The organism is Streptomyces sp. NPDC101194 (assembly GCF_044767885.1).
Classification (GTDB): domain Bacteria; phylum Actinomycetota; class Actinomycetes; order Streptomycetales; family Streptomycetaceae; genus Streptomyces.
Window position 1 is genome coordinate 1,041,378 of the sequence record NZ_JBIWOS010000001.1, and the last position, 20,211, is coordinate 1,061,588.

Below are 20,211 nucleotides of genomic sequence, written 5' to 3' on the forward strand. Positions count from 1 at the left end.
CGTGCCCCTCCGGGCGCCCGGCGCCCGCCCGTCCCCGCGGAACCGGACCCGGGGCGGGGGGGGGCCCCCCCGGGCGGGGGGGGGGCCCCCCCCCCCGCCCCCCCCCCCCCCCGCCCCCCCCCCCCCCCCCCCCCCCCCCCCCGGCCCCCCCCCCCCCCCGCCTCTGTGTCGTGTGTACGGGGCCGGACGTCAGTCGCGGGGCACGTCGCCGCCCGACGCCGCGTCGACCACGGTCCGGTCGCCGAGCGGCGCGTCCAGCGTCACCGTGCGGGTCAGCTCCTTGGCGATCATGACGCAGACCTTCTTCCCGGCCGGCTTCGCCTCCGCCACCGTCACCCGCACCGACTTCCCGTCCTCGCTCGCACTCGCCGTGTACGTGCTGCACGCCCCGCCCCAGAACGTCACCGACAGCGTCCGCCCGTCGGCGCTGTACGACAGGATCTGCCGCGAGGTCTTCGCCGTGTCCCCCGGGGGCGGGGTCGTCGCCGACGGTGCCTCCTTCGTCAGATACGCGGGGTCCACGGCGATCTGCGACACGGTCCCGCCCGTGCCGCCCGTGGCCGGCCGCAGCGAGAAGAGCCAGGACGGTACGAGCGTCTGCTTGCCCGCCACGTACCGCGCCGTGAGGCCGAACACGGCCCTGTCGACCGTCACGGTCGTCGTCGGCCGTTCCGCCCCGGTCCGCGCTCCGCAATGGATCTGCGGCGACTTCAAGCCGTCCTGCAGCGGTACGGGGGTGGCGCACCCACCGATGTCCGCGCGCCCGTCCGTCCGGGACGTTGCCCCGTTCAGCTGCTTCAGCGCCTCGCCCGCGCTGATCACCGGATAGCTGTCGCCCTTCTTCAGGGCCTTCAACTGCCCGCTGCCGCCGACCACTTCACCGTCCGAGCCCACCTGGATCCCGGTCGACCAGCCATAGGTGGGAAGTCCGTCCACCACCGGGTCGGCGTTCACCACCCTTACCGAGCCCATGAGTTGCCGGGTGTCCAGTGCGGCGTCGTCCTGCCCCACCGCCTTCAGGATCGGTGCCGCGGCGGCCCTGGCGGCGCCCTCGCCCACCGGGGAACCGCTGCCGCCGGGGACCGTCTTCGTGCCCGAGCAGGCCGAGACGCCCTCGCAGTTGTCCGTACCGCCGGAGCCGTACCGGGCGAAGCTCCAGGTGCCCGGCGCCTGCTTGTTCACCCGGAGGGCCGGGCCGGAGCCGTCCTTGTCCGACCCCACCTTCCAGGACGTGCCCTCCGTCCGCGGTGTGCCCTCGAGGCCCAGCGCCTTCGCCAGCCGGGACACCTCCGCCGCGGAGACGGTGCCCTCGGCGTGCTGCACCGCAGCCGTGCCCGGCCCGTCGGGAAGCTTGCCGGCGGCGCGATAGGCCACCCGGCCGCCGTGCGGGTCGGGCTCGCCCGGTGCGATGCCCGGTGAGGACCCGTCGGGCGCACCCGGGCCGCCCGCGGGCTCGTCCAGGGCCAGCAGGTCAGGGGTGCGCCCCCCGTCGGCCGCCGTGCTGCTGCTGCTGCCACCGCTCCGGCCGTCGCCGTCCGCCGCGGTCGCGGCCCAGTACGCGCCGCCGCCCCCGGCCAGCAGTACGGCTGCCGCCACCGAGGCCACGGCGAGCGGCGAGCGCCGCCGGGGGCCGGTCACGTCGTTGTCGGGTCGCTCGGTGCTCACCGGATCGCTCCTTCGCCTGCTTTGCCGTCACAGACCGTCACCGGCCTGCCCTCCGTCCCGCGGGTGGGGACATCGGTGGGACGGGGCACACGGGCACGCGGTTCCACCGGGGGCGGGGCCGCGACCGGAGCGCCGGGCTCAGTCGCCGTACTCCGACATGGCGTCGATCAGCCGCGCGGAGGCCGGAGGCACGGTCACCCCGTGAATGAGGGACGGTGCGACCGGAACGGGCGCGGGCTTCGCGGGAGCCACCCAGTGCGGAGCCATGCGGGCGCAGTCACCGCGCAGCTCGGCCAGACTGATCTCGGACTCGCGTGGAGCGTTGTGGTTCGACATACGCGCACCGTAGACATCACACGCCTCGGGAAGAAAGCCCTACTATCGGGTAGTTTTGCCCCCTTCAGGGAGAGTGCGAGAAACGGGTAGCGTGAACTGTCACGCCGCCCCGGGAACACCGTCACCCGTTCCCCCCGATCTCCGCAGGAGCAGTCTCCCCGTGCGAATCGCAGTCACCGGCTCCATCGCCACCGATCACCTCATGACCTTCCCCGGCCGTTTCGCCGACCAATTGGTCGCGGATCAGCTGCACACGGTCTCGCTGTCCTTCCTGGTCGACAACCTCGATGTGCGCCGGGGCGGTGTCGCCGCCAACATCTGCTTCGGCATGGGCCTGCTGGGCACCCGCCCGATCCTGGTCGGTGCCGCGGGGTCCGACTTCGACGAGTACCGCGCGTGGCTCGACCGCCACGGCGTCGACACCGGGTCGGTGCGGATCTCCGAGGTCCTGCACACCGCCCGCTTCGTCTGCACGACGGACGCGGACCACAACCAGATCGGTTCCTTCTACACGGGCGCCATGAGCGAGGCGCGGCTCATCGAGCTGAAGTCCGTCGCCGACCGTGTCGGCGGCCTCGACCTCGTCTCGATCGGCGCGGACGACCCGGAGGGGATGCTCCGCCACACCGAGGAGTGCCGCTCGCGCGGCATCCCGTTCGCCGCGGACTTCTCGCAGCAGATCGCGCGGATGGACGGCGACGAGATCCGGATCCTCCTGGACGGCGCCACGTACCTCTTCTCCAACGAGTACGAGAAGGGGCTCATCGAGACCAAGACCGGCTGGACCGACGCGGAGATCCTGGCCAGGGTCGGTCACCGGGTCACCACGCTCGGAGCCCGCGGCGTGCGGATCGAGCGGGTCGGCCACGAGCCGATCGAGGTCGGCTGCCCCGAGGAGGAGATCAAGGCCGACCCGACCGGTGTCGGCGACGCCTTCCGGGCCGGATTCCTCTCGGGTCTCGCCTGGGGCGTCGGCCTGGAGCGCGCCGCCCAGGTCGGCTGCATGCTCGCCACCCTGGTCATCGAGACGGTCGGCACCCAGGAGTACACCCTGCGCCGCGCCCACTTCATGGACCGCTTCACCAAGGCGTACGGTCACGACGCCGCCGCCGAGGTCCGCGCGCACCTGGGCTGATCCCGAGGGGGAGTCTCAGATCAGCCGGCGGACCACATGGGCCGAGCCGCGGTCCGCCGGCTCCTCGCCCACGTACTCCTGCCCGCGCATCGCGCACCAGGCCGGGATGTCCAGCCGTGCCGCCTCGTCGTCGGAGAGCACGGTCACCGTCCCGCCCAGCGGTACGTCCCCGATCACCTTCGCGAGCTCGATCACGGGGATCGGGCAGCGCTTCCCGAGGGTGTCGACCACCAGGGACGCGGAGGCGGCGGGAGAGGGGGGAGTCGAGACGGGCGCCCCCAGCCTCTCCCGTACCCCTGCCACCACCCGGGGCAGTACGTCCAGGAAGCGGTCGACGTCCTCGTCCGTGGTGCCGGTCGGCAGCGACACCCGTACGTTCCCCTCCGACAGCACCCCCATGGCCCTGAGCACATGGCTCGGGGTCAGCGTGCTGCTGGTGCAGGAGGAACCGGACGACACGGAGAATTCGTACCGGTCCAATTCATGGAGCAGGGTCTCTCCGTCGACATAGAGACAGGAGAACGTCACCAGATGCGGCAGTCGCCGCACCGGATCGCCGACCACCTCCACATCGGGCACCAGCTGCGGAACCCGGGCCCTGATGCGGTCCACCAGGGCCCGCAGTCGCACGGACTCGGCCGCCGCCTCCGCCCGCACCGCCCGCAGCGAGGCCGCCGCGGCCACGATCGCCGGGATGTTCTCGAACCCCGCGGCCCGCCCCGACTCGCGCTCGTCGGCCGGCCCCTGGGCCGCGAACCGCACCCCCTTGCGCACCGCCAGCAGCCCGACCCCCGAGGGCCCGCCCCACTTGTGCGCGCTCGCCGCCAGCAGCGACCAGCCGTCCGGCACCGGCCCCCAGCCCAGCGACTGGGCGGCGTCCACCAGCAGCGGCACCCCCGCTGCCCGGCAGATCTCCGCGACCTCGGCCACCGGCTGCTCGGTGCCGACCTCGTGATTTGCGGACTGCAGACAGGCCAGCGCGGTGTCCTCGCGCAGCGCCTGCGCGTACGCCGTCGCGCTCACCGCCCCCGACCGGTCCACGGCGACCTCGGAGACCGATCCGCCCCGGGCCTCGTGGGCGGCGGCCGAATGGAGCACGGAGGAATGTTCGACCGCGGAGAAGACCAGATGGCGGCCGACACGCCGACGCCCCGCGAGGGCCCCGGAAATTCCCGAGTGCACCGCACGCGTCCCCGAAGGAGTGAACGTGAGCTCGTCCGGACGGCACCCCGCGGCCTCCGCGGCGGCCTCCCGGGCCGCGTCCAGCAACAGCCGGGCCCGGCGTCCCTCGCGATAGAGCCTGGCCGGGTCGGCCCACCCCTCGTCCAGCGCGGCAAGCAGCGCCTGGCGGGCGACGGGGTGCAGGGGAGCGGAAGAAGCGGCGTCGAAGTAGGGCACGTGGCCACGCTAGCCCGCGCCGGGCCGCCGCCGTCGACGGGCCGGCGGCGCGACCAGGAGAGGGGGCGTCAGATGGCTGCCGGAGGCCCGTACTCCACCCCTTCGGGGTGTCGGACGGCGCGTTGGGCACCCTCCCCGCGCGACCCCAAATAGCGTCCAGTAGGGTTTGGTCCGCATAAACATCCAAACCCCTGCCCGCGTCAGGGCGGCGACCGACCAGAAAGACGGCCGCGCCGACCGCGCGGGCGAGACTCTCGGGAAGGCGCTACGTGAGTCCCAACGGCTCCGACCGCTCGTCGCGGCGCCCGATGCGGCGGAAGCTGCCGCAGGTGCTGACTGCGGGCCTGGTCCTGGCGACCGCCACCGGTTGCACATACAAGGACTTCCCCCGTCTTGGTATGCCTACCCCGGTAACGGAAGAGGCGCCACGGATCCTTTCCCTCTGGCAGGGCTCGTGGGCGGCAGCGCTCGCCACGGGCGTGCTGGTCTGGGGTCTGATCCTGTGGAGCGTCATCTTCCACCGGCGCAGCCGCACCAAGGTCGAGGTTCCTACGCAGACCAGGTACAACATGCCCATCGAGGCGTTGTACACCGTGGTCCCTCTGATCATCGTCTCGGTGTTGTTCTACTTCACCGCGCGCGATGAATCGAAGCTCCTCACGCTCTCCCCCAAGCCCGCCCACACCATCAACGTGGTCGGCTACCAGTGGAGCTGGGGATTCAACTACATCGAGAACGTGGACGGCTCGACCGCCACGGGCAACAAGATCCCCAAGGAACTCGACGCCATCCCGGACAGGTTCCGGAAGGACTTCCCCAAGGGTGCGGAAGGCGTCTACGACTACGGCATCCCGGGAACGCGGAACCCGCAGAACGGCAATCCGGGTCCGACCCTGTGGCTGCCGAAGGGCGAGAAGGTCCGCTTCATCCTGACTTCGCGTGACGTCATCCACTCCTTCTGGGTGGTGCCGTTCCTCATGAAGCAGGACGTCATTCCGGGCCACACCAATGCCTTCGAGGTGACTCCCAACCAGGAGGGCACCTTCATGGGCAAGTGCGCCGAGCTCTGCGGCGTCGACCACTCCCGGATGCTCTTCAACGTCAAGGTCGTCTCCCCGGAGCGCTACCAGGCGCACCTCAAGGAGCTGGCGAAGAAGGGCCAGACGGGCTACGTGCCGGCCGGCATCGAGCAGACTGACCCGGCCAGGAATGCGGAGACGAACAAACTGTGAGCATCCTCAACGAACCTCAGGGTGCCGCGGCAGCAGACGACTCGTACGAGGACGAGCTGCCGGTCCGGCGCAAGCAGCCGGGAAACGTCGTCATCAAGTGGCTGACCACCACTGACCACAAGACGATCGGCACGATGTACCTGGTCACATCGTTCGCGTTCTTCTGCATCGGCGGTCTGATGGCGCTCTTCATGCGCGCCGAGCTGGCCCGTCCCGGCACGCAGATCATGTCGAACGAGCAGTTCAACCAGGCGTTCACGATGCACGGCACGATCATGCTGCTGATGTTCGCGACGCCGCTGTTCGCCGGGTTCGCGAACTGGATCATGCCGCTGCAGATCGGCGCGCCCGACGTGGCGTTCCCGCGGCTGAACATGTTCGCGTACTGGCTGTACCTCTTCGGCTCGCTCATCGCGGTGGCCGGGTTCCTCACCCCGCAGGGTGCGGCCGACTTCGGCTGGTTCGCCTACTCCCCGCTCTCGGACGCGGTCCGTTCGCCGGGCGTCGGCGCCGACATGTGGATCATGGGTCTGGCCTTCTCCGGCTTCGGCACGATCCTCGGCTCGGTCAACTTCATCACCACGATCATCTGCATGCGCGCTCCCGGCATGACGATGTTCCGCATGCCGATCTTCGTCTGGAACGTCCTGCTGACCGGTGTGCTGGTCCTGCTGGCCTTCCCGGTCCTCGCCGCCGCGCTCTTCGCGCTGGAGGCGGACCGCAAGTTCGGTGCGCATGTGTTCGACGCGTCCAATGGCGGCGCATTGCTCTGGCAACACCTCTTCTGGTTCTTCGGCCATCCAGAGGTGTACATCATTGCCTTGCCATTCTTCGGAATCATTTCCGAAGTGATTCCGGTGTTCAGTCGGAAGCCGATGTTCGGCTATATCGGCCTGATCAGCGCGACGATCGCCATCGCGGGCCTCTCCGTGACCGTGTGGGCGCACCACATGTACGTCACCGGCGGTGTGCTGTTGCCGTTCTTCTCGTTCATGACATTCCTCATCGCGGTACCGACCGGTGTGAAGTTCTTCAACTGGATCGGCACGATGTGGAAGGGATCGTTGTCCTTCGAGACACCGATGCTCTGGGCCGTCGGCTTCCTGATCACCTTCACCTTCGGTGGTCTGACCGGCGTGATCCTGGCGTCGCCGCCGATGGACTTCCACGTCTCGGACTCGTACTTCGTCGTCGCGCACTTCCACTACGTCATCTTCGGCACCGTGGTCTTCGCGATGTTCTCCGGATTCCACTTCTGGTGGCCGAAGTTCACCGGCAAGATGCTGGACGAGCGGCTCGGCAAGATCACGTTCTGGACGCTGTTCGTGGGCTTCCACGGCACGTTCCTGGTGCAGCACTGGCTGGGTGCCGAGGGCATGCCGCGTCGTTACGCGGACTACCTCGCCGCGGACGGTTTCACCGCACTGAACACGATCTCGACAATCTCCTCCTTCCTGCTCGGTCTGTCGGTGCTGCCGTTCTTCTACAACGTGTGGAAGACCGCCAAGTACGGCAAGAAGATCGAGGTCGACGACCCGTGGGGCTACGGCCGTTCGCTGGAGTGGGCGACCTCCTGCCCGCCGCCGCGGCACAACTTCCTCACGCTGCCCCGGATCCGTTCCGAATCCCCGGCGTTCGACCTGCACCACCCGGAGATCGCGGCGCTCGAACAGCTGGAGCACCACTCCGAGGATGACAAGGCCCTCGCTGGTGGCAAGGAGGCCGGCAAGTGAAGATCCAGGGCAAGATGTTCATCTGGCTGAGCGTCTTCATTCTCGCCATGGCCATCACCTACGGCGTGTGGTCGAAGGAGCCGGCCGGTACCACCGCGCTCGTCCTGGCCTTCGGCCTGAGCATCATGATCGGCTTCTACCTCGCCTTCACGGCGCGGCGGGTCGACGCCATGGCCCAGGACAACAAGGAAGCCGATGTCGCGGACGAGGCCGGCGAGGTGGGGTTCTTCTCCCCGCACAGCTGGCAGCCGCTCTCGCTGGCGATCGGCGGCGCCCTGGCCTTCATGGGCATCGTCTTCGGCTGGTGGCTGCTCTACTTCTCGCTCCCGGTCATCCTGATCGGTCTGTTCGGCTGGGTCTTCGAGTACTACCGCGGTGAGAACCGCACCCAGTGATTTCGCGTCACCGCTCCACCTGACGGGGGGCCTGTACTTCTCCACCAAAGGAAGTACAGGCCCCCCGTTTGGAGTCACATAGCGCGCTGATAGGGATGAATCTTCATAGCGTGTGTTCATGAACCACACGCCGCGCTTCCGCCCCGTAGTGAGCAGCACTCTGCTGGTCGTGACCCTGGTCGCAGGTGTGACCGCATGCGGAGGGTCCGACGGCCACCCGCTCGCGGCGAAACCGTACGACGCCGTGGACGAGATCTCCGCCAACGTCTCCGACGGCGACGAGAAGGTCGACTCCGACAAGTCGCTCGAACTCACCGTCGACGACGACGACGGCCGGATCACGGACGTCACGGCCGTGGACGCGGCAGGACGCCATCTGGCGGGCGAACTCGACGCCGACGGGAGGCGCTGGCACGCCACCTCCCCGCTCGCCGCGGGTACCCGCTACACGGTCCGCGTCAGCATGGAGGACGGCGACGGCGATCCGGGCACCCGCACGCTCTCCTTCGGGACCACCTCCGCCAAGAAGTTCCTGAAGGTCGCCTTCGGCCCTCAGGCGGGCACCTACGGCGTCGGACAGCCCATCACGGCGGAACTCAGCGCTCCGATCAAGGACAAGGCGTCCAGGGCCATCGTGGAGCGCGCCCTGCGGGTCCGTTCCACGCCCGCCGTGACCGGCTCCTGGTACTGGGTCGACGACAAGACCCTCCACTACCGTCCCAAGGAGTACTGGCCCGCCAAGGCCACCATCGACGTCACCAGCGGCCTGGCCGGAGTCAAGGTCGCCGGGAGCCTCTACGGGGCCCCCACGAAGGCGCTGAGGCTCACCACCGGCGACCGCATCGAGGCCATCACCGACGCCGCCGCGCACACGATGACGGTCAAGCGCGACGGGAAAGTGATCAACACCATTCCGGTGACCACCGGCAAACCGGGCTTCGCCACCCGAAACGGCGTCAAGGTCGTGCTGAGCAAGGAGTACGCCGTACGTATGCGCGGTGAGACGATCGGCATCTCGCAGAACTCGTCCGACTCGTACGACCTGATGGTCTACTACGCGACGCGCGTGACCTGGAGCGGCGAGTACGTCCACGCGGCCCCCTGGTCCACCGGTTCACAGGGGTACGCGAACGTCAGCCACGGCTGTACGGGGATGACCACCGGCCTGGCCGAGTGGTTCTACAACACCGTGCGCACGGGCGACATCGTCCAGGTCGTCGGCAGCCAGGGCGAGATGATGACGCCGTTCGACAACGGCTACGGCGACTGGAACCTCTCCTGGGCCAAATGGCTGAAGGGCAGTGCGCTGCAGAAGAGCGGCACCCCGGACCACACGGACACGATCCAGGCGGCGCGACTGCGCCCCGAGGTCTGACCGGCCCGGGTGCGCCGCCCCTCGGCGGGGCCGCGGACGGCTCCGCGGCGGGCCTCAGGCCGTGCAGAGCCTGTTGCGCAGCAGAGCGGCCAGGGCGTCCGCGAACTCGACCGGTTCGACCGGCAGGGTCGCCGCGGCGTCCGCACGGCTCCACGTGGCCAGCCAGGCATCCTGCGGGCGCCCCATCAGCAGCAGGACGGGCGGGCAGTGGAAGATCTCGTCCTTGATCTGCCGGCAGACGCCCATGCCGCCCGCGGGCGCCGCCTCGCCGTCCAGCACGCAGACGTCGATGCCGCCGTTGTCCAGTGCTTCCAGGACGGCGGGCAGGGTGGCGCACTCGAGGAACTCCACCGGTGGCACGTCGGCAGCCGGCCTGCGCCCGGCTGCCAGCCTCACCTGCTCACGGGTGTTGGCGTCGTCGCTGTAGACCAGGACCGTGGCGGTCGGCTGCATTGTTCCTCCGTGACATCCGTGTCTTCGGGGCTTTCCGGGCATGAACCGATGCGCGGATCGTACTCCGCCCGATGGCCTGTCAGCACCGCCCGGGACGGCGGTTTCATGGGCCGTTCGGGGAGGGCACACCCTGTTGACACACCGAACGGCACCCCCCGGAGTGAGGGCGGGATAAGGGACCGACATAATGTCGGTCGTGGCGACAGCAACGACAGTAGAAACCGGGCACGCGCACCCGTCGGTCAATCGACCGAACCTCACCAGCGTCGGAACCATCATCTGGTTGAGTTCCGAGCTGATGTTCTTCGCGGCCCTCTTCGCGATGTACTTCACCCTGCGATCGGTGACGGGACCGGACCACTGGAAGGAAATGGCTTCGGCCCTGAACTTCCCGTTCTCCGCGACGAACACCACGATCCTGGTGCTCTCCTCACTCACCTGCCAGCTCGGCGTCTTCGCCGCGGAGCGGGGCGATGTGAAGAAGCTCCGTACCTGGTTCGTGATCACTTTCGTGATGGGTGCGATCTTCATCGGAGGCCAGGTCTTCGAGTACACCGAGCTGGTGAAGAAGGACGGCCTCTCGCTGTCCTCGGACCCGTACGGCTCGGTGTTCTACCTGACGACCGGCTTCCACGGGCTGCACGTGACAGGCGGGCTCATCGCCTTCCTGCTCGTTCTGGGCAGGACGTACGCAGCCAAGAGGTTCACCCACGAACAGGCGACCGCCGCCATCGTCGTGTCCTATTACTGGCACTTCGTCGATGTCGTGTGGATCGGCCTCTTCGCCACGATCTACATGATCAAGTAATCGGGCTCGAACCCGAACCACATCCAGCATCGACGCAGAAGATCCTGACACCGGGGTAATCCGTGAAAAAGCTCTCCGCACGACGACGCCATCCGTTGGCGGCGGTCGTCGTACTACTCCTCGCGCTGGCGGCCACTGGGGGGCTGTACGCCGCGTTTGCGCCCGCGAGTAAGGCGCAGGCCGACGACACCGCCCAGTCCCTTGCCATCGACGAGGGCAAGAAGCTGTACTCCGTCGGTTGCGCCAGCTGCCACGGAACCGGCGGTCAGGGCACCACCGACGGGCCGAGCCTGGTCGGCGTGGGCTCCGCCGCCGTGGACTTCCAGGTCGGTACGGGACGCATGCCGGCGCAGCAGCCGGGTGCCCAGGTACCGAAGAAGAAGGTCATCTACAGCCAGGCCGAGATCGACCAGCTCGCGGCGTACGTCGCGTCGCTCGGCGCCGGTCCGGTCGTTCCGACCAAGAGCCAGGTCAGCCCTGAAGGCGCGGACATCGCCAAGGGTGGCGAACTGTTCCGCACCAACTGCGCGCAGTGCCACAACTTCACCGGCCAGGGCGGTGCGCTGACGAACGGCAAGTACGCGCCCAGCCTCGAAGGCGTGAGCCCGAAGCACCTCTACGAGGCCATGCAGACCGGTCCGCAGAGCATGCCGTCCTTCCCGGACACGACGATGCCCGAGCAGCAGAAGCGGGACATCATCGCGTACGTCCAGACCGTGAACGGCGCCCAGACCGAGAACCCGGGCGGTCTCACGCTGGGCGGCCTGGGGCCGGTCAGTGAGGGCCTGTTCGCCTGGATCTTCGGACTCGGCGCACTGATCGCAGTTGCCATTTGGGTCGCGGCCCACACCGCTAAGGCCAAGAAGTCATGAGTAGCCAAGAGATTCCAGACGAGAACCTGCCCGCTGAGCAGGGCACCGCGCACGGCGCGGTAGAGGTCGCGGACGACCCGTTCGCCGACCCGGGGCTGCCGGCCCACAAGCCGCGCATCCAGGACATCGACGAACGGGCCGCGAAGCGCTCCGAGCGCGCCGTCGCGTTCATGTTCACGCTGTCCATGCTGGCGACGGTCGGCTTCATCGCCTCGTACGTCATCTTCCCGGTCGACAAGATCGTGTACATCTGGCCCTTCGGCCATGTGAGCGCGCTCAACTTCTCCCTGGGTCTGACCCTGGGCGTGGCCCTCTTCACGATCGGCGCGGGTGCCGTCCACTGGGCGCGCACCCTGATGTCCGACGTGGAGGTCGCCGACGACCGGCACGCCATCGAGGCCGAGCCCGAGGTCAAGGCGAAGGTTCTCGCCGACTTCGCGGCAGGTGCCGAGGAGTCCGCGTTCGGCCGGCGCAAGCTGATCCGCAACACCATGTTCGGTGCGCTGGCCCTGGTGCCGCTCTCCGGTGTGATGCTGCTGCGCGACCTCGGCCCGCTGCCGGAGAAGAAGCTCCGCAACACCCTGTGGGCCAAGGGCAAGCAGCTCATCAACATGAACACGATGGAGCCGCTGCGTCCCGAGGACGTCGCCGTCGGTTCGCTGACCTTCGCCATGCCCGAGGGCCTGTCGGAGGACGCGGAGGACTTCCAGAATCAGATCGCCAAGGCCGCGCTGATGATCATCCGCATCGAGCCGAAGAACATCAAGGACAAGCGCGAGCGCGAGTGGGCCCACGAGGGAATCGTGGCCTTCTCCAAGATCTGCACGCACGTCGGCTGCCCGATCAGCCTGTACGAGCAGCAGACGCACCACGTGCTCTGCCCGTGCCACCAGTCCACCTTCGACCTGTCCGACGGCGCCCGCGTCATCTTCGGTCCGGCCGGTCACGCCCTTCCGCAGCTGCGGATCGGTGTGAACAGCGAGGGCAACCTCGAGGCGCTCGGTGACTTCGAAGAGCCCGTCGGTCCTGCATTCTGGGAGCGCGGATGAGTACTGCGACCACGAACACACCCGGTGCCGCGGCACCGGGGAATCGCAAGGCGCCCGCCGGTGAGCGGGTGGCCGACTGGGCCGACGGCCGACTCGGGATCTACTCCCTGGCCAAGGCCAACATGCGCAAGATCTTCCCGGACCACTGGTCCTTCATGCTCGGTGAGATCGCCCTCTACAGCTTCATCATCATCATCCTCACGGGTGTGTATCTGACGCTGTTCTTCCACCCGAGCATGAACGAGGTCGTGTACCACGGCTCGTACGAGCCGATGCAGGGCATTCGGATGTCCGAGGCCTACGCCTCGACGCTGGACATCAGCTTCGACGTCCGCGGTGGTCTGCTGGTCCGGCAGATCCACCACTGGGCCGCGCTGATCTTCCTGGCCGGCATGTTCGTGCACATGATGCGCGTCTTCTTCACGGGTGCGTTCCGCAAGCCGCGTGAGATCAACTGGCTGTTCGGCTTCCTGCTGTTCGTGCTGGGTATGTTCACCGGCTTCACCGGCTACTCGCTCCCGGACGACCTGCTGTCCGGTACGGGTGTCCGCTTCACCCAGGGCGCGATCCTGTCGATGCCGATCGTCGGCACGTACATCTCGATGTTCCTGTTCGGCGGAGAGTTCCCCGGTCACGACTTCGTCGCCCGGTTCTACTCGATCCACATCCTGCTGCTGCCGGGCATCATGCTCGGTCTGCTGGTGGCGCACCTGATCCTGGTCTTCTACCACAAGCACACGCAGTTCGCGGGTCCGGGCCGCACCAACAAGAACGTCGTCGGCATGCCGCTGCTGCCGGTGTACATGGCGAAGGCCGGTGGCTTCTTCTTCCTGGTCTTCGGCATCATCGCCGTCATCGCGGCCATCGCCTCGATCAACCCGATCTGGGCCATCGGCCCGTACCGGCCGGACCAGGTGTCCACCGGCGCCCAGCCCGACTGGTACATGGGCTTCGCCGAGGGTCTGATCCGAGTGATGCCCGGCTGGGAGATCAACCTCTGGGGTCACACGCTGGTCCTGGGTGTGTTCATCCCCCTGATGGCCTTCGGACTGGTGCTCGCGATCATCGCGGTCTACCCGTTCGTCGAGTCCTGGGTCACCGGGGACAAGCGCGAGCACCACATCCTGGACCGCCCGCGCAACGCTCCGACCCGGACGGCCTTCGGCGTCGCCTGGATCACCGAGTACGTCATCGTCTTCATCGGCGGTGGCAACGACCTGTGGGCCACGCACTTCCACCTGTCGCTGAACGCCATCTCCTGGTTCGTCCGGATCTTCATCTTCGTGGGCCCGGTCATCGCGTTCATCGCCACCCGGCGGATCTGCCTCGGCCTCCAGCGCCGCGACAAGGAGAAGGTGCTGCACGGACGCGAGTCCGGCATCATCAAGCGCCTGCCGCACGGTGAGTTCGTCGAGATCCACGAGCCGCTCGGTCCCGAGCAGCTGCACACGCTCACCGCGCACGAGCAGTACAAGCCGGTCGAGATCGGCCCGACGGTCGACGAGAACGGTGTCGAGCGCAAGGTGCCCGCTCTGCAGAAGCTGCGGGCCAGGCTCAGCAAGGGCTACTACGGCGAGGACAACCAGATCGCCAAGCCCACCGTCGAGGAGTACAAGGAGATCACCAGCGGCCACGGTCACCACTGATCGCCTGAACTGATCGCCACAGCAGGAGCCCCGTCCATCCGATGGACGGGGCTCTTCGCTGTCCGCGGCGCTCGATAGGGTGGGCCTTACCCCTTTTATCGGCTGTGGACCCCAGGAGCGGACCATGAACGTTGTGACCCCGGTCGGCGGCGACAGCGTGGCGGACCGTTCCTGGCCCGGCCTGCTGAACCCCCTGCTGCGCGGCGAGAGCCTGACCGCGGAGGACACCGCGTGGGCGATGGACCGCATCATGAGCGGCGAGGCGAGCGATGTGCAGATCGCCGGTTTCGCGGTGGCCCTGCGTGCCAAGGGCGAGACGGTCGACGAGGTGTCGGGCCTGGTGCGTGCGATGTACGAGCACGCCAACACCATCCATGTGCCCGGCCGCACGGTCGACATCGTCGGCACCGGCGGCGACCTCGCCAAGACGGTCAACATCTCCACGATGTCGGCGATCGTCATCGCGGGCACCGGCGCCAAGGTCGTCAAGCACGGCAACCGCGCCTCCTCCTCCGCGAGCGGTTCCTCCGACGTGCTGGAGAAGCTCGGCGTCAATCTGGAGCTCAGCGCGCAGCGGGTCGTCGAGGTCGCCGAGGAGGCGGGCATCACCTTCTGCTTCGCTGTGAAGTTCCACCCCGCCCTGAGGTACGCGGCCAAGGCCCGCAAGGAGCTGGGTGCCCAGACCACCTTCAACATCCTCGGACCGCTCACCAACCCGGCCAGGGTGCGGTCCCAGGCCATCGGCGTGGCCGACCTGCGGATGGCGCCGATCGTCGCGGGCGTCCTCGCGGAGCGCGGCAACTCCGCCCTGGTCTTCCGCGGTGACGACGGCCTGGACGAGCTGACGACGACCGCCACCTCGCGCGTCTGGGTGGTCCGGGACGGATCGGTGCGCGAGGAGGCGTTCGACCCGCGCGACGTCGGCCTGGAGCTGGTGCCGGCACAGGCGCTGCGCGGCGCCGACGCCTCGTACAACGCGGATGTGGCCCGCCGGGTGCTGGCAGGCGAGCACGGACCCGTGCGGGAGGCCGTACTGCTCAACTCGGCGGCCGCACTGGTCGCCCTGGACCCGACGGACGGCTCGCTGAACGAGCAGATCGCGGCCGGGATCGCGAAGGCCGCCGAGTCCATCGACTCCGGTGCGGCGCGGCAGGCGCTGGAGCGCTGGGTGGCGGTCAGCAACGCCTGAGCGGACGGCAGGTGACGTGGGGCGCGGTCCGGATCCTGGACCGCGCCTTGCGCGTTCCCGCACGTATGGCAAGATGCTGCGCAGGTCATGAGTGACAGCGACTACGGCCCCGGCCCGCTGTCCGGCAACCCTCCGTCCGTGGCGGGGTGCCCCGGGTGAAGACCAGGCCGTGGGCAGCGAGGCCCGCGGCAAGCGCGGGCCCCTCGGCATCTGTGAATGCCAACCCCCGGGGTCCTGGTCCCTAGGGAGTCTCTTGTGAGCACGCGAATGCGATAGGGCTTCTCAGCCCTCCTCCGCACACCCCTTTTCACTCTCCGCTGCGCTGTGGCGTAACCGCCGGCGCATGCAATTCGCCTGCCTCTTACGGGAGTTCGCCATGTCTGTCTTCACCGCTGCCGCCGATCAGTCGCTTTGTGCCCCTCTGCCGGTTCTGGGTAAGGATGTAACGGTTCCGCTGGTCACGGGTGGTGAAGTCACCTATGCGGCTCTCGACTACGCCGCCAGTGCCCCGGCTCTCCAGCGCGTCTGGGACGACGTCGCCGCCTACGCGCCCTACTACGGCAGCGTCCACCGCGGTGCCGGGTACCTCTCGCAGCTCTCCACGGACCTCTTCGAGAACAGCCGCGCGACCGTCGCCGAGTTCCTCGGCTGCCGCGCCGACGACCAGGTGATCTTCACCCGGTCGACCACCGACTCCCTCAACCTGCTGGCCGCCGTCGTCCCCGCCGACTGCCAGGTCTTCGTGTACGAGACCGAGCACCACGCATCGCTGCTGCCGTGGCGCGACGCCCGGGTGACCTATCTGAACGCCCCGCGCACCCCGGCGCAGGCCGTCGAGACGCTGGAGCGCGCGCTCGCCGACCGCGACCCCTACGGCCCCGCGCTGGTCTGTGTGACCGGTGCCTCCAACGTCACCGGCGAGCTGTGGCCGGTCAGGGAGCTGGCGGCCGCCGCGCATGCGCACGGTGCCCGGATCGTGCTGGACGCCGCGCAGCTCGCCCCGCACCACCCCGTCGACATCGCCGAGCTGGACGTCGACTGGGTGGCCTTCTCCGGACACAAGCTGTACGCGCCGTTCGGTTCGGGTGTGCTCGCGGGCCGGGCCGACTGGCTGCAGGACGCCGAACCGTACCTGGCCGGCGGCGGTGCCTCCCGCAAGGTCGCCCGCCGCACCGACGGCGGGGTGGATGTCGAGTGGCACTCCACCGCGGCCCGCCACGAGGCCGGTTCCCCCAATGTCATCGGCGTGTACTCCATCGCCTCCGCCTGCAAGGCGCTCACCGAGGCGGGCTTCGACGACCTCGTCGCCAGGGAGCAGCACCTCGTGGCCGCGGTCCGGGCCGGTCTCGCCGACGTCCCCGAGGTCAAGGTGCTCTCGCTGTTCGGTGACGACGCCCCGCGGGTCGGCGTGATCTCCTTCGTGGTGGAGGGCTGGAACAGCTCGCACTTCGCCGCCGCGCTCTCCGCCGAGTACGGCATCGGGGTCCGCGACGGCCTGTTCTGCGCCCATCCGCTGGTCCGCACCCTGCTCGGCAGTGACCCGCAGGAGGTCGGCGAGTGCGGCGCGCCGGAGGCCGGACCGGGCGAGCGGTCCCTCAACGCGATCCGCGTCAGCTTCGGCGCCGGTACGCCGGACGAGCACATCGAGCGCTTCCTGGGGGCGGTCAAGGAGCTGGTGAACGAGGGCGCCCAGTGGAAGTACCGCACCGAGGGCGGCCGCTGCGTCCCGGACCGGGGAGCGGCACAGCTCTGACGGGTGCGTCATGCTTCGGCGGGGGACGGGCCTTCCGGCGTCCGTCCCCCGCCGAAGCGCTACGCCGCGACAGCGGGCATGTCTACGCGTCGAGGCCGATGGCGAAGGCGGCCTCCAGGTCGTGCTGCGAGTACGTACGGAAGGCCACGTGCGTGTCGGTGGCCTCGACGCCGGGGATCTTGCTGATCCGGCCGGGGATGACGTCCGCCAGGTCGTCGTGCTTGGCCACCCGGACCATGGCGATCAGGTCGTACGTACCGGTGACCGAGAAGACCTCGCTGACACTGTCCAGCGCGGCGATGGCCTCGGCGATCTCGGGAATCCGGTCCACGCTGGTTTTGATGAGCACGATCGCGGTGATCACGGCTGGCTTTCTCCCTCGGTGGCCGTGGCTGGAGTCTTCACTCTATCCGCACGCCGATAACGTCCCCAGGCGTAGAGGAAGCCGAGGGCGAAGCCGACCACATGGGCCAGATAGGCCACACCGGGCCCCCCGCTGCCCGCGCTCTGGACCGCCAGCCACTGCAGGACGAACCAGAAGATCAGCACGATCCAGGCAGGGAAACGCAGCGGCAGGAAGAAGAGGAACGGGAACAGGCTGGTGACCCGGGCCCTGGGGAACAGGTACAGGAAGGCCCCGAGCACCGCCGAGATCGCTCCCGACGCGCCGACGAGGGTCTGGTCGGACGTGGCGTGCGCGGCGGCGTAGGCGACCAGGGCGAGATAGCCGCACGCGAGGTAGAAGAAGGTGAACTCGGAACGGCCCATGCGCTCCTCGGCCATCGCCCCGAACACGTACAGGAAGAGCATGTTGCCCAGCAGATGCAGCCAGCTGCCGTGCACGAAGAGGGCGGTGAGCGGGGTGAGCAGGGCGTGCGCGGAGCCGTCCCACAGCTCGCTCGGGATCACGCCCCACCGTTCGAAGTACCCGGCCTGGGCGGCGAGCAGGGCGTCGGCGGTGGCATAGGAGGAGTCGAAGCCGGAGAGCGGGCTGATCAGGAAGATCAGACAGCACAGGGCGATCAGGGCATAGGTCACCACCGGTCCGCGCGAGGTGACCGTCCGTAGGAGTCCGCTGGTCAATCCGGAGTCCGGAGCCCGCCGATCGATCATGAACAGAGCATGACGCAAGCGGAGGGAACGGGACAGAGCGCCTCGCCGTGTCGGGGGGACGGGGTGAGGCCGTAGGGTTACGGCAGGACATCCGCAGTTCGACGGCGCACCGCGAGATCCTTGAAGCAGGCGGCACGACGAGGCTCGACGAAAGAGGACGCAACGATGACGACGGTTCCGCAGATGACCGAGGGGACCCGCTGGCGCTGCACGCTCTGCGGAAACCTCACGCGCTTCGACGTGACACGCTCCTCCAAGGTCGTCGAATACGTCCATCTCGACCTTGCCGGGGAGTCCACCGTCGAGGAACGCGAGGTGGTCAGTGAGACCATCGAGTCGGTGCGATGCCGTTGGTGCAACGCGGTGGACCAGATCGAACTGGTGGACAGGCCGGGTGCCGACTCCTGACGGAGCCGTGCGGACAGACAATTTGGGGTGACGGATGGTGGAGCAGCCCGCTAGCGGCGCAGAGTCGGCCGAGGCGGCCGGCGACGCCGTCGAGGCGCTCGACCGCCCGCTGCCCGAAGGCGTACGACGACGGGTCGTCGCGCTGGTCTCGGACGCGTTCGGCGGGCTGACGATCACCGAACTCCCGGCTCAGTTGAGACAGTACGCCCGCTTCACCCCGACCCGGCGCGCCAAGTTCGCCGGCAACGCGATGGCCGCCGCCCTGGAGGGCGACGCGCTGTTCCGGCAGCGCATCGGCGATCGGCTCAGGGAGGAGCAGCCGGAGCTGACCACCGCGCTGGAGGCCGGTGCGCCGCCGGCCGCCGCCGACCCCGTCGACGTGGCCGCCGCAGCGTACGTGCTGCGCCCGACCGGCTGGGTGAAGCTGGTCGCCGCCGCAGGCGAGGAGGCCCAGCGTGCCGACGCCGAGCGTGCCGACGAGGAGAGCCGCCGCGAACTGGAACGGCTGCGCGAGGAACTCGTCCACGCCCGCTCCCAGACGAAGAGCGAGACCGAGCGGCTGCGCGTCGAGCTGGACGGGGCCCGCAAGGAGGCCGAATCCCTTCAGCGCAAGCTGCGCAGCGCCGTCAACGACGTCAAGCGCGGCGAAGCCGCGTTGCGCCGCAGCCGGGCCGAGACCGAGACCGTACGGTCCGAGGCGGCCGCCCAGGTCTCCGCGGCGGAGAGCGAGACCCGCCGGCTCAAGGCGCGGCTCGGTGAGGCCGAGGCGTCCGTCGAGGCGGGCCGCAGGGCCGCCAGGGAGGGCCGCTCGATCGAGGACATGCGGCTGCGACTGCTGCTGGACACCGTGCTGGACGCGGCCGGCGGGCTCCGCCGCGAACTCGCGCTGCCGCCCTCCTCGATCCGCCCCGCGGACAGTGTCGACGCGGTCGAGCCGGGCAGGATGTCGCCCAAGGACATTGCCGCCAGGGCCCTTTCGGAGACCGATCCGGCTCTCCTCGACCAGCTGCTCGCGCTGCCGCAGGCGCATCTGATCGTGGACGGTTACAACGTCACCAAGACCGGCTATCCGCAGCTGCCGCTGGAGAAGCAGCGGCTGAGGCTGCTGGGCGGTCTCGCGGTACTCGCGGCACAGACCGGTGCCGAGATGACCTGTGTCTTCGACGGGGCCGAACTGGCGGCCCCGGTCCTGCTCGCGCCGCCGCGGGGGGTCCGGGTGCTGTTCAGCAAGCCCGGTGTCACCGCCGATGAACTCATCCGTCAACTGGCCCGTGCCGAACCGCCGGGCCGACCCGTCGTAGTGGTCTCCACCGACCGCGAAGTGGCCGACGGAGTGGCGAAGGCGGGGGCCAGGCCCGTTGCGTCCGTCTTGCTCCTGAAGCGCCTTTCACGCGTCTAGTGACGCTTGCCGGAACTCGGTGGAAATCAGGGAACGGATCGTCAGGCCACCGCTACACCCCGTGTGATGTGGGTAAAGAAGTACCTCCTGTGATGAGATTTTTCTTGCGAGGATTTGAACTGATCACAACTTGGTCACTAGGGTCGGGCCTCGAACCTTCGCACGGTTGATCACCCATCCGGGGTGACGGCGAAGGCACCGCCGAGTCCGTGACGTGCACGGAGCCGGGGCTCTCAGTCCCCCCACAGCCCG

The 20,211-nt window shown here is 68.8% G+C and carries 19 protein-coding genes and 1 riboswitch; of the genes, 13 read left to right on the forward strand and 6 right to left on the reverse strand.

All coding sequences use genetic code 11. From position 1 onward, the window contains the following. Positions 1 to 189: 189 nt before the first annotated feature. Together ACIRP2_RS04540 and ACIRP2_RS04545 are read right to left on the reverse strand one after the other, a co-directional pair. Positions 190 to 1,665 carry a hypothetical protein gene (locus ACIRP2_RS04540; RefSeq protein ID WP_404246461.1) on the reverse strand — a complete coding sequence of 492 codons (1,476 nt, stop codon included), beginning with the start codon at positions 1,663 to 1,665 and terminating at the stop codon, positions 190 to 192. A gap of 138 nt (positions 1,666 to 1,803) precedes the next feature. Continuing rightward, complete coding sequence (locus tag ACIRP2_RS04545; protein ID WP_404246463.1) at positions 1,804 to 2,001, reverse strand: hypothetical protein; 198 nt, start codon at positions 1,999 to 2,001, stop codon at positions 1,804 to 1,806. 160 nt (positions 2,002 to 2,161) lie between these two features. On the opposite strand from ACIRP2_RS04545, the gene ACIRP2_RS04550 reads away from it, so the two are divergent. After that, positions 2,162 to 3,136 (forward strand): carbohydrate kinase family protein, encoded by a 975-nt coding sequence (locus ACIRP2_RS04550; RefSeq protein ID WP_404246465.1) that lies wholly within the window; start codon positions 2,162 to 2,164, stop codon positions 3,134 to 3,136. Between the two features lie 15 nt (positions 3,137 to 3,151). Here the strand turns inward: ACIRP2_RS04550 and ACIRP2_RS04555 are convergent, their stop codons facing one another. Continuing rightward, the gene (locus tag ACIRP2_RS04555) at positions 3,152 to 4,534 is read right to left on the reverse strand and encodes a cysteine desulfurase/sulfurtransferase TusA family protein (protein WP_404246467.1); all 1,383 of its coding nucleotides are present in this window, start codon (positions 4,532 to 4,534) and stop codon (positions 3,152 to 3,154) included. A 269-nt stretch (positions 4,535 to 4,803) separates the two neighbouring features. Here ACIRP2_RS04555 and coxB point away from each other — a divergent pair, with 269 nt between their 5' ends. From coxB to ACIRP2_RS04575, 4 genes are all read left to right on the forward strand, one after another. Beyond that, positions 4,804 to 5,766 (forward strand): cytochrome c oxidase subunit II, encoded by a 963-nt coding sequence (gene coxB, locus ACIRP2_RS04560; protein ID WP_404246469.1) that lies wholly within the window; start codon positions 4,804 to 4,806, stop codon positions 5,764 to 5,766. Next, a complete protein-coding gene (gene ctaD / locus ACIRP2_RS04565; protein WP_404246471.1) occupies positions 5,763 to 7,499 on the forward strand; it encodes a cytochrome c oxidase subunit I in 1,737 nt (578 codons plus the stop codon). The genes coxB and ctaD overlap by 4 nt, the downstream gene beginning before the upstream one ends. Further along, positions 7,496 to 7,894, forward strand: a complete 399-nt coding sequence (locus tag ACIRP2_RS04570; RefSeq protein ID WP_404246473.1) for a cytochrome c oxidase subunit 4 — start codon at positions 7,496 to 7,498, stop codon at positions 7,892 to 7,894. Before ctaD ends, ACIRP2_RS04570 begins: the two co-directional genes overlap by 4 nt. Positions 7,895 to 8,012: 118 nt before the next feature. Next, positions 8,013 to 9,269, forward strand: a complete 1,257-nt coding sequence (locus tag ACIRP2_RS04575) for an Ig-like domain-containing protein (protein ID WP_404246475.1) — start codon at positions 8,013 to 8,015, stop codon at positions 9,267 to 9,269. 54 nt (positions 9,270 to 9,323) lie between these two features. Here the strand turns inward: ACIRP2_RS04575 and ACIRP2_RS04580 are convergent, their stop codons facing one another. After that, a complete protein-coding gene (locus ACIRP2_RS04580) occupies positions 9,324 to 9,722 on the reverse strand; it encodes a hypothetical protein (RefSeq protein ID WP_404246477.1) in 399 nt (132 codons plus the stop codon). Positions 9,723 to 9,909: 187 nt separating this feature from the next. Here ACIRP2_RS04580 and ACIRP2_RS04585 point away from each other — a divergent pair, with 187 nt between their 5' ends. From ACIRP2_RS04585 to ACIRP2_RS04610, 6 genes are all read left to right on the forward strand, one after another. Continuing rightward, the gene (locus ACIRP2_RS04585; protein ID WP_114244128.1) at positions 9,910 to 10,530 is read left to right on the forward strand and encodes a heme-copper oxidase subunit III; all 621 of its coding nucleotides are present in this window, start codon (positions 9,910 to 9,912) and stop codon (positions 10,528 to 10,530) included. A 62-nt stretch (positions 10,531 to 10,592) separates the two neighbouring features. Then, on the forward strand, positions 10,593 to 11,402 hold the full coding sequence (locus tag ACIRP2_RS04590) for a c-type cytochrome (protein WP_351078264.1): 810 nt from the start codon (positions 10,593 to 10,595) through the stop codon (positions 11,400 to 11,402). Continuing rightward, entirely contained in the window at positions 11,399 to 12,451 is a 1,053-nt protein-coding gene (locus ACIRP2_RS04595; RefSeq protein WP_351078261.1) for a Rieske 2Fe-2S domain-containing protein, read from the forward strand. Before ACIRP2_RS04590 ends, ACIRP2_RS04595 begins: the two co-directional genes overlap by 4 nt. Continuing rightward, on the forward strand, positions 12,448 to 14,097 hold the full coding sequence (locus tag ACIRP2_RS04600; RefSeq protein ID WP_376209755.1) for a cytochrome bc complex cytochrome b subunit: 1,650 nt from the start codon (positions 12,448 to 12,450) through the stop codon (positions 14,095 to 14,097). The genes ACIRP2_RS04595 and ACIRP2_RS04600 overlap by 4 nt, the downstream gene beginning before the upstream one ends. Before the next feature lie 124 nt (positions 14,098 to 14,221). Further along, on the forward strand, positions 14,222 to 15,286 hold the full coding sequence (trpD, locus tag ACIRP2_RS04605) for an anthranilate phosphoribosyltransferase (protein WP_404246480.1): 1,065 nt from the start codon (positions 14,222 to 14,224) through the stop codon (positions 15,284 to 15,286). Between the two features lie 83 nt (positions 15,287 to 15,369). Then, positions 15,370 to 15,487: riboswitch (SAM riboswitch) on the forward strand. Positions 15,488 to 15,662: 175 nt separating this feature from the next. After that, complete coding sequence (locus ACIRP2_RS04610; protein ID WP_404246482.1) at positions 15,663 to 17,039, forward strand: aminotransferase class V-fold PLP-dependent enzyme; 1,377 nt, start codon at positions 15,663 to 15,665, stop codon at positions 17,037 to 17,039. A gap of 82 nt (positions 17,040 to 17,121) precedes the next feature. Here the strand turns inward: ACIRP2_RS04610 and ACIRP2_RS04615 are convergent, their stop codons facing one another. Together ACIRP2_RS04615 and ACIRP2_RS04620 are read right to left on the reverse strand one after the other, a co-directional pair. Continuing rightward, the gene (locus tag ACIRP2_RS04615) at positions 17,122 to 17,403 is read right to left on the reverse strand and encodes an Lrp/AsnC family transcriptional regulator (protein WP_093543818.1); all 282 of its coding nucleotides are present in this window, start codon (positions 17,401 to 17,403) and stop codon (positions 17,122 to 17,124) included. Beyond that, the gene (locus ACIRP2_RS04620) at positions 17,400 to 18,152 is read right to left on the reverse strand and encodes a rhomboid family intramembrane serine protease (protein WP_404246484.1); all 753 of its coding nucleotides are present in this window, start codon (positions 18,150 to 18,152) and stop codon (positions 17,400 to 17,402) included. The genes ACIRP2_RS04615 and ACIRP2_RS04620 overlap by 4 nt, the downstream gene beginning before the upstream one ends. Positions 18,153 to 18,317: 165 nt before the next feature. On the opposite strand from ACIRP2_RS04620, the gene ACIRP2_RS04625 reads away from it, so the two are divergent. Both ACIRP2_RS04625 and ACIRP2_RS04630 read left to right on the forward strand, forming a co-directional pair. Next, positions 18,318 to 18,560 carry a hypothetical protein gene (locus ACIRP2_RS04625; protein WP_404246486.1) on the forward strand — a complete coding sequence of 81 codons (243 nt, stop codon included), beginning with the start codon at positions 18,318 to 18,320 and terminating at the stop codon, positions 18,558 to 18,560. 37 nt (positions 18,561 to 18,597) lie between these two features. Next, complete coding sequence (locus tag ACIRP2_RS04630) at positions 18,598 to 19,959, forward strand: NYN domain-containing protein (RefSeq protein WP_404246488.1); 1,362 nt, start codon at positions 18,598 to 18,600, stop codon at positions 19,957 to 19,959. Positions 19,960 to 20,211 lie beyond the last annotated feature (252 nt).

Coding starts and splice junctions, on each gene's coding strand:
- ACIRP2_RS04545 (WP_404246463.1), bottom strand. CDS start 2,001: ATGTCGAACCACAACGCTCCACGCGAGTCCGAGATCAGTCTGGCCGAG.
- ACIRP2_RS04575 (WP_404246475.1), top strand. CDS start 8,013: ATGAACCACACGCCGCGCTTCCGCCCCGTAGTGAGCAGCACTCTGCTG.
- ACIRP2_RS04580 (WP_404246477.1), bottom strand. CDS start 9,722: ATGCAGCCGACCGCCACGGTCCTGGTCTACAGCGACGACGCCAACACC.
- ACIRP2_RS04585 (WP_114244128.1), top strand. CDS start 9,910: ATGTCGGTCGTGGCGACAGCAACGACAGTAGAAACCGGGCACGCGCAC.
- ACIRP2_RS04595 (WP_351078261.1), top strand. CDS start 11,399: ATGAGTAGCCAAGAGATTCCAGACGAGAACCTGCCCGCTGAGCAGGGC.
- ACIRP2_RS04600 (WP_376209755.1), top strand. CDS start 12,448: ATGAGTACTGCGACCACGAACACACCCGGTGCCGCGGCACCGGGGAAT.
- trpD (WP_404246480.1), top strand. CDS start 14,222: ATGAACGTTGTGACCCCGGTCGGCGGCGACAGCGTGGCGGACCGTTCC.
- ACIRP2_RS04610 (WP_404246482.1), top strand. CDS start 15,663: ATGTCTGTCTTCACCGCTGCCGCCGATCAGTCGCTTTGTGCCCCTCTG.
- ACIRP2_RS04620 (WP_404246484.1), bottom strand. CDS start 18,152: ATGATCGATCGGCGGGCTCCGGACTCCGGATTGACCAGCGGACTCCTA.
- ACIRP2_RS04625 (WP_404246486.1), top strand. CDS start 18,318: ATGACGACGGTTCCGCAGATGACCGAGGGGACCCGCTGGCGCTGCACG.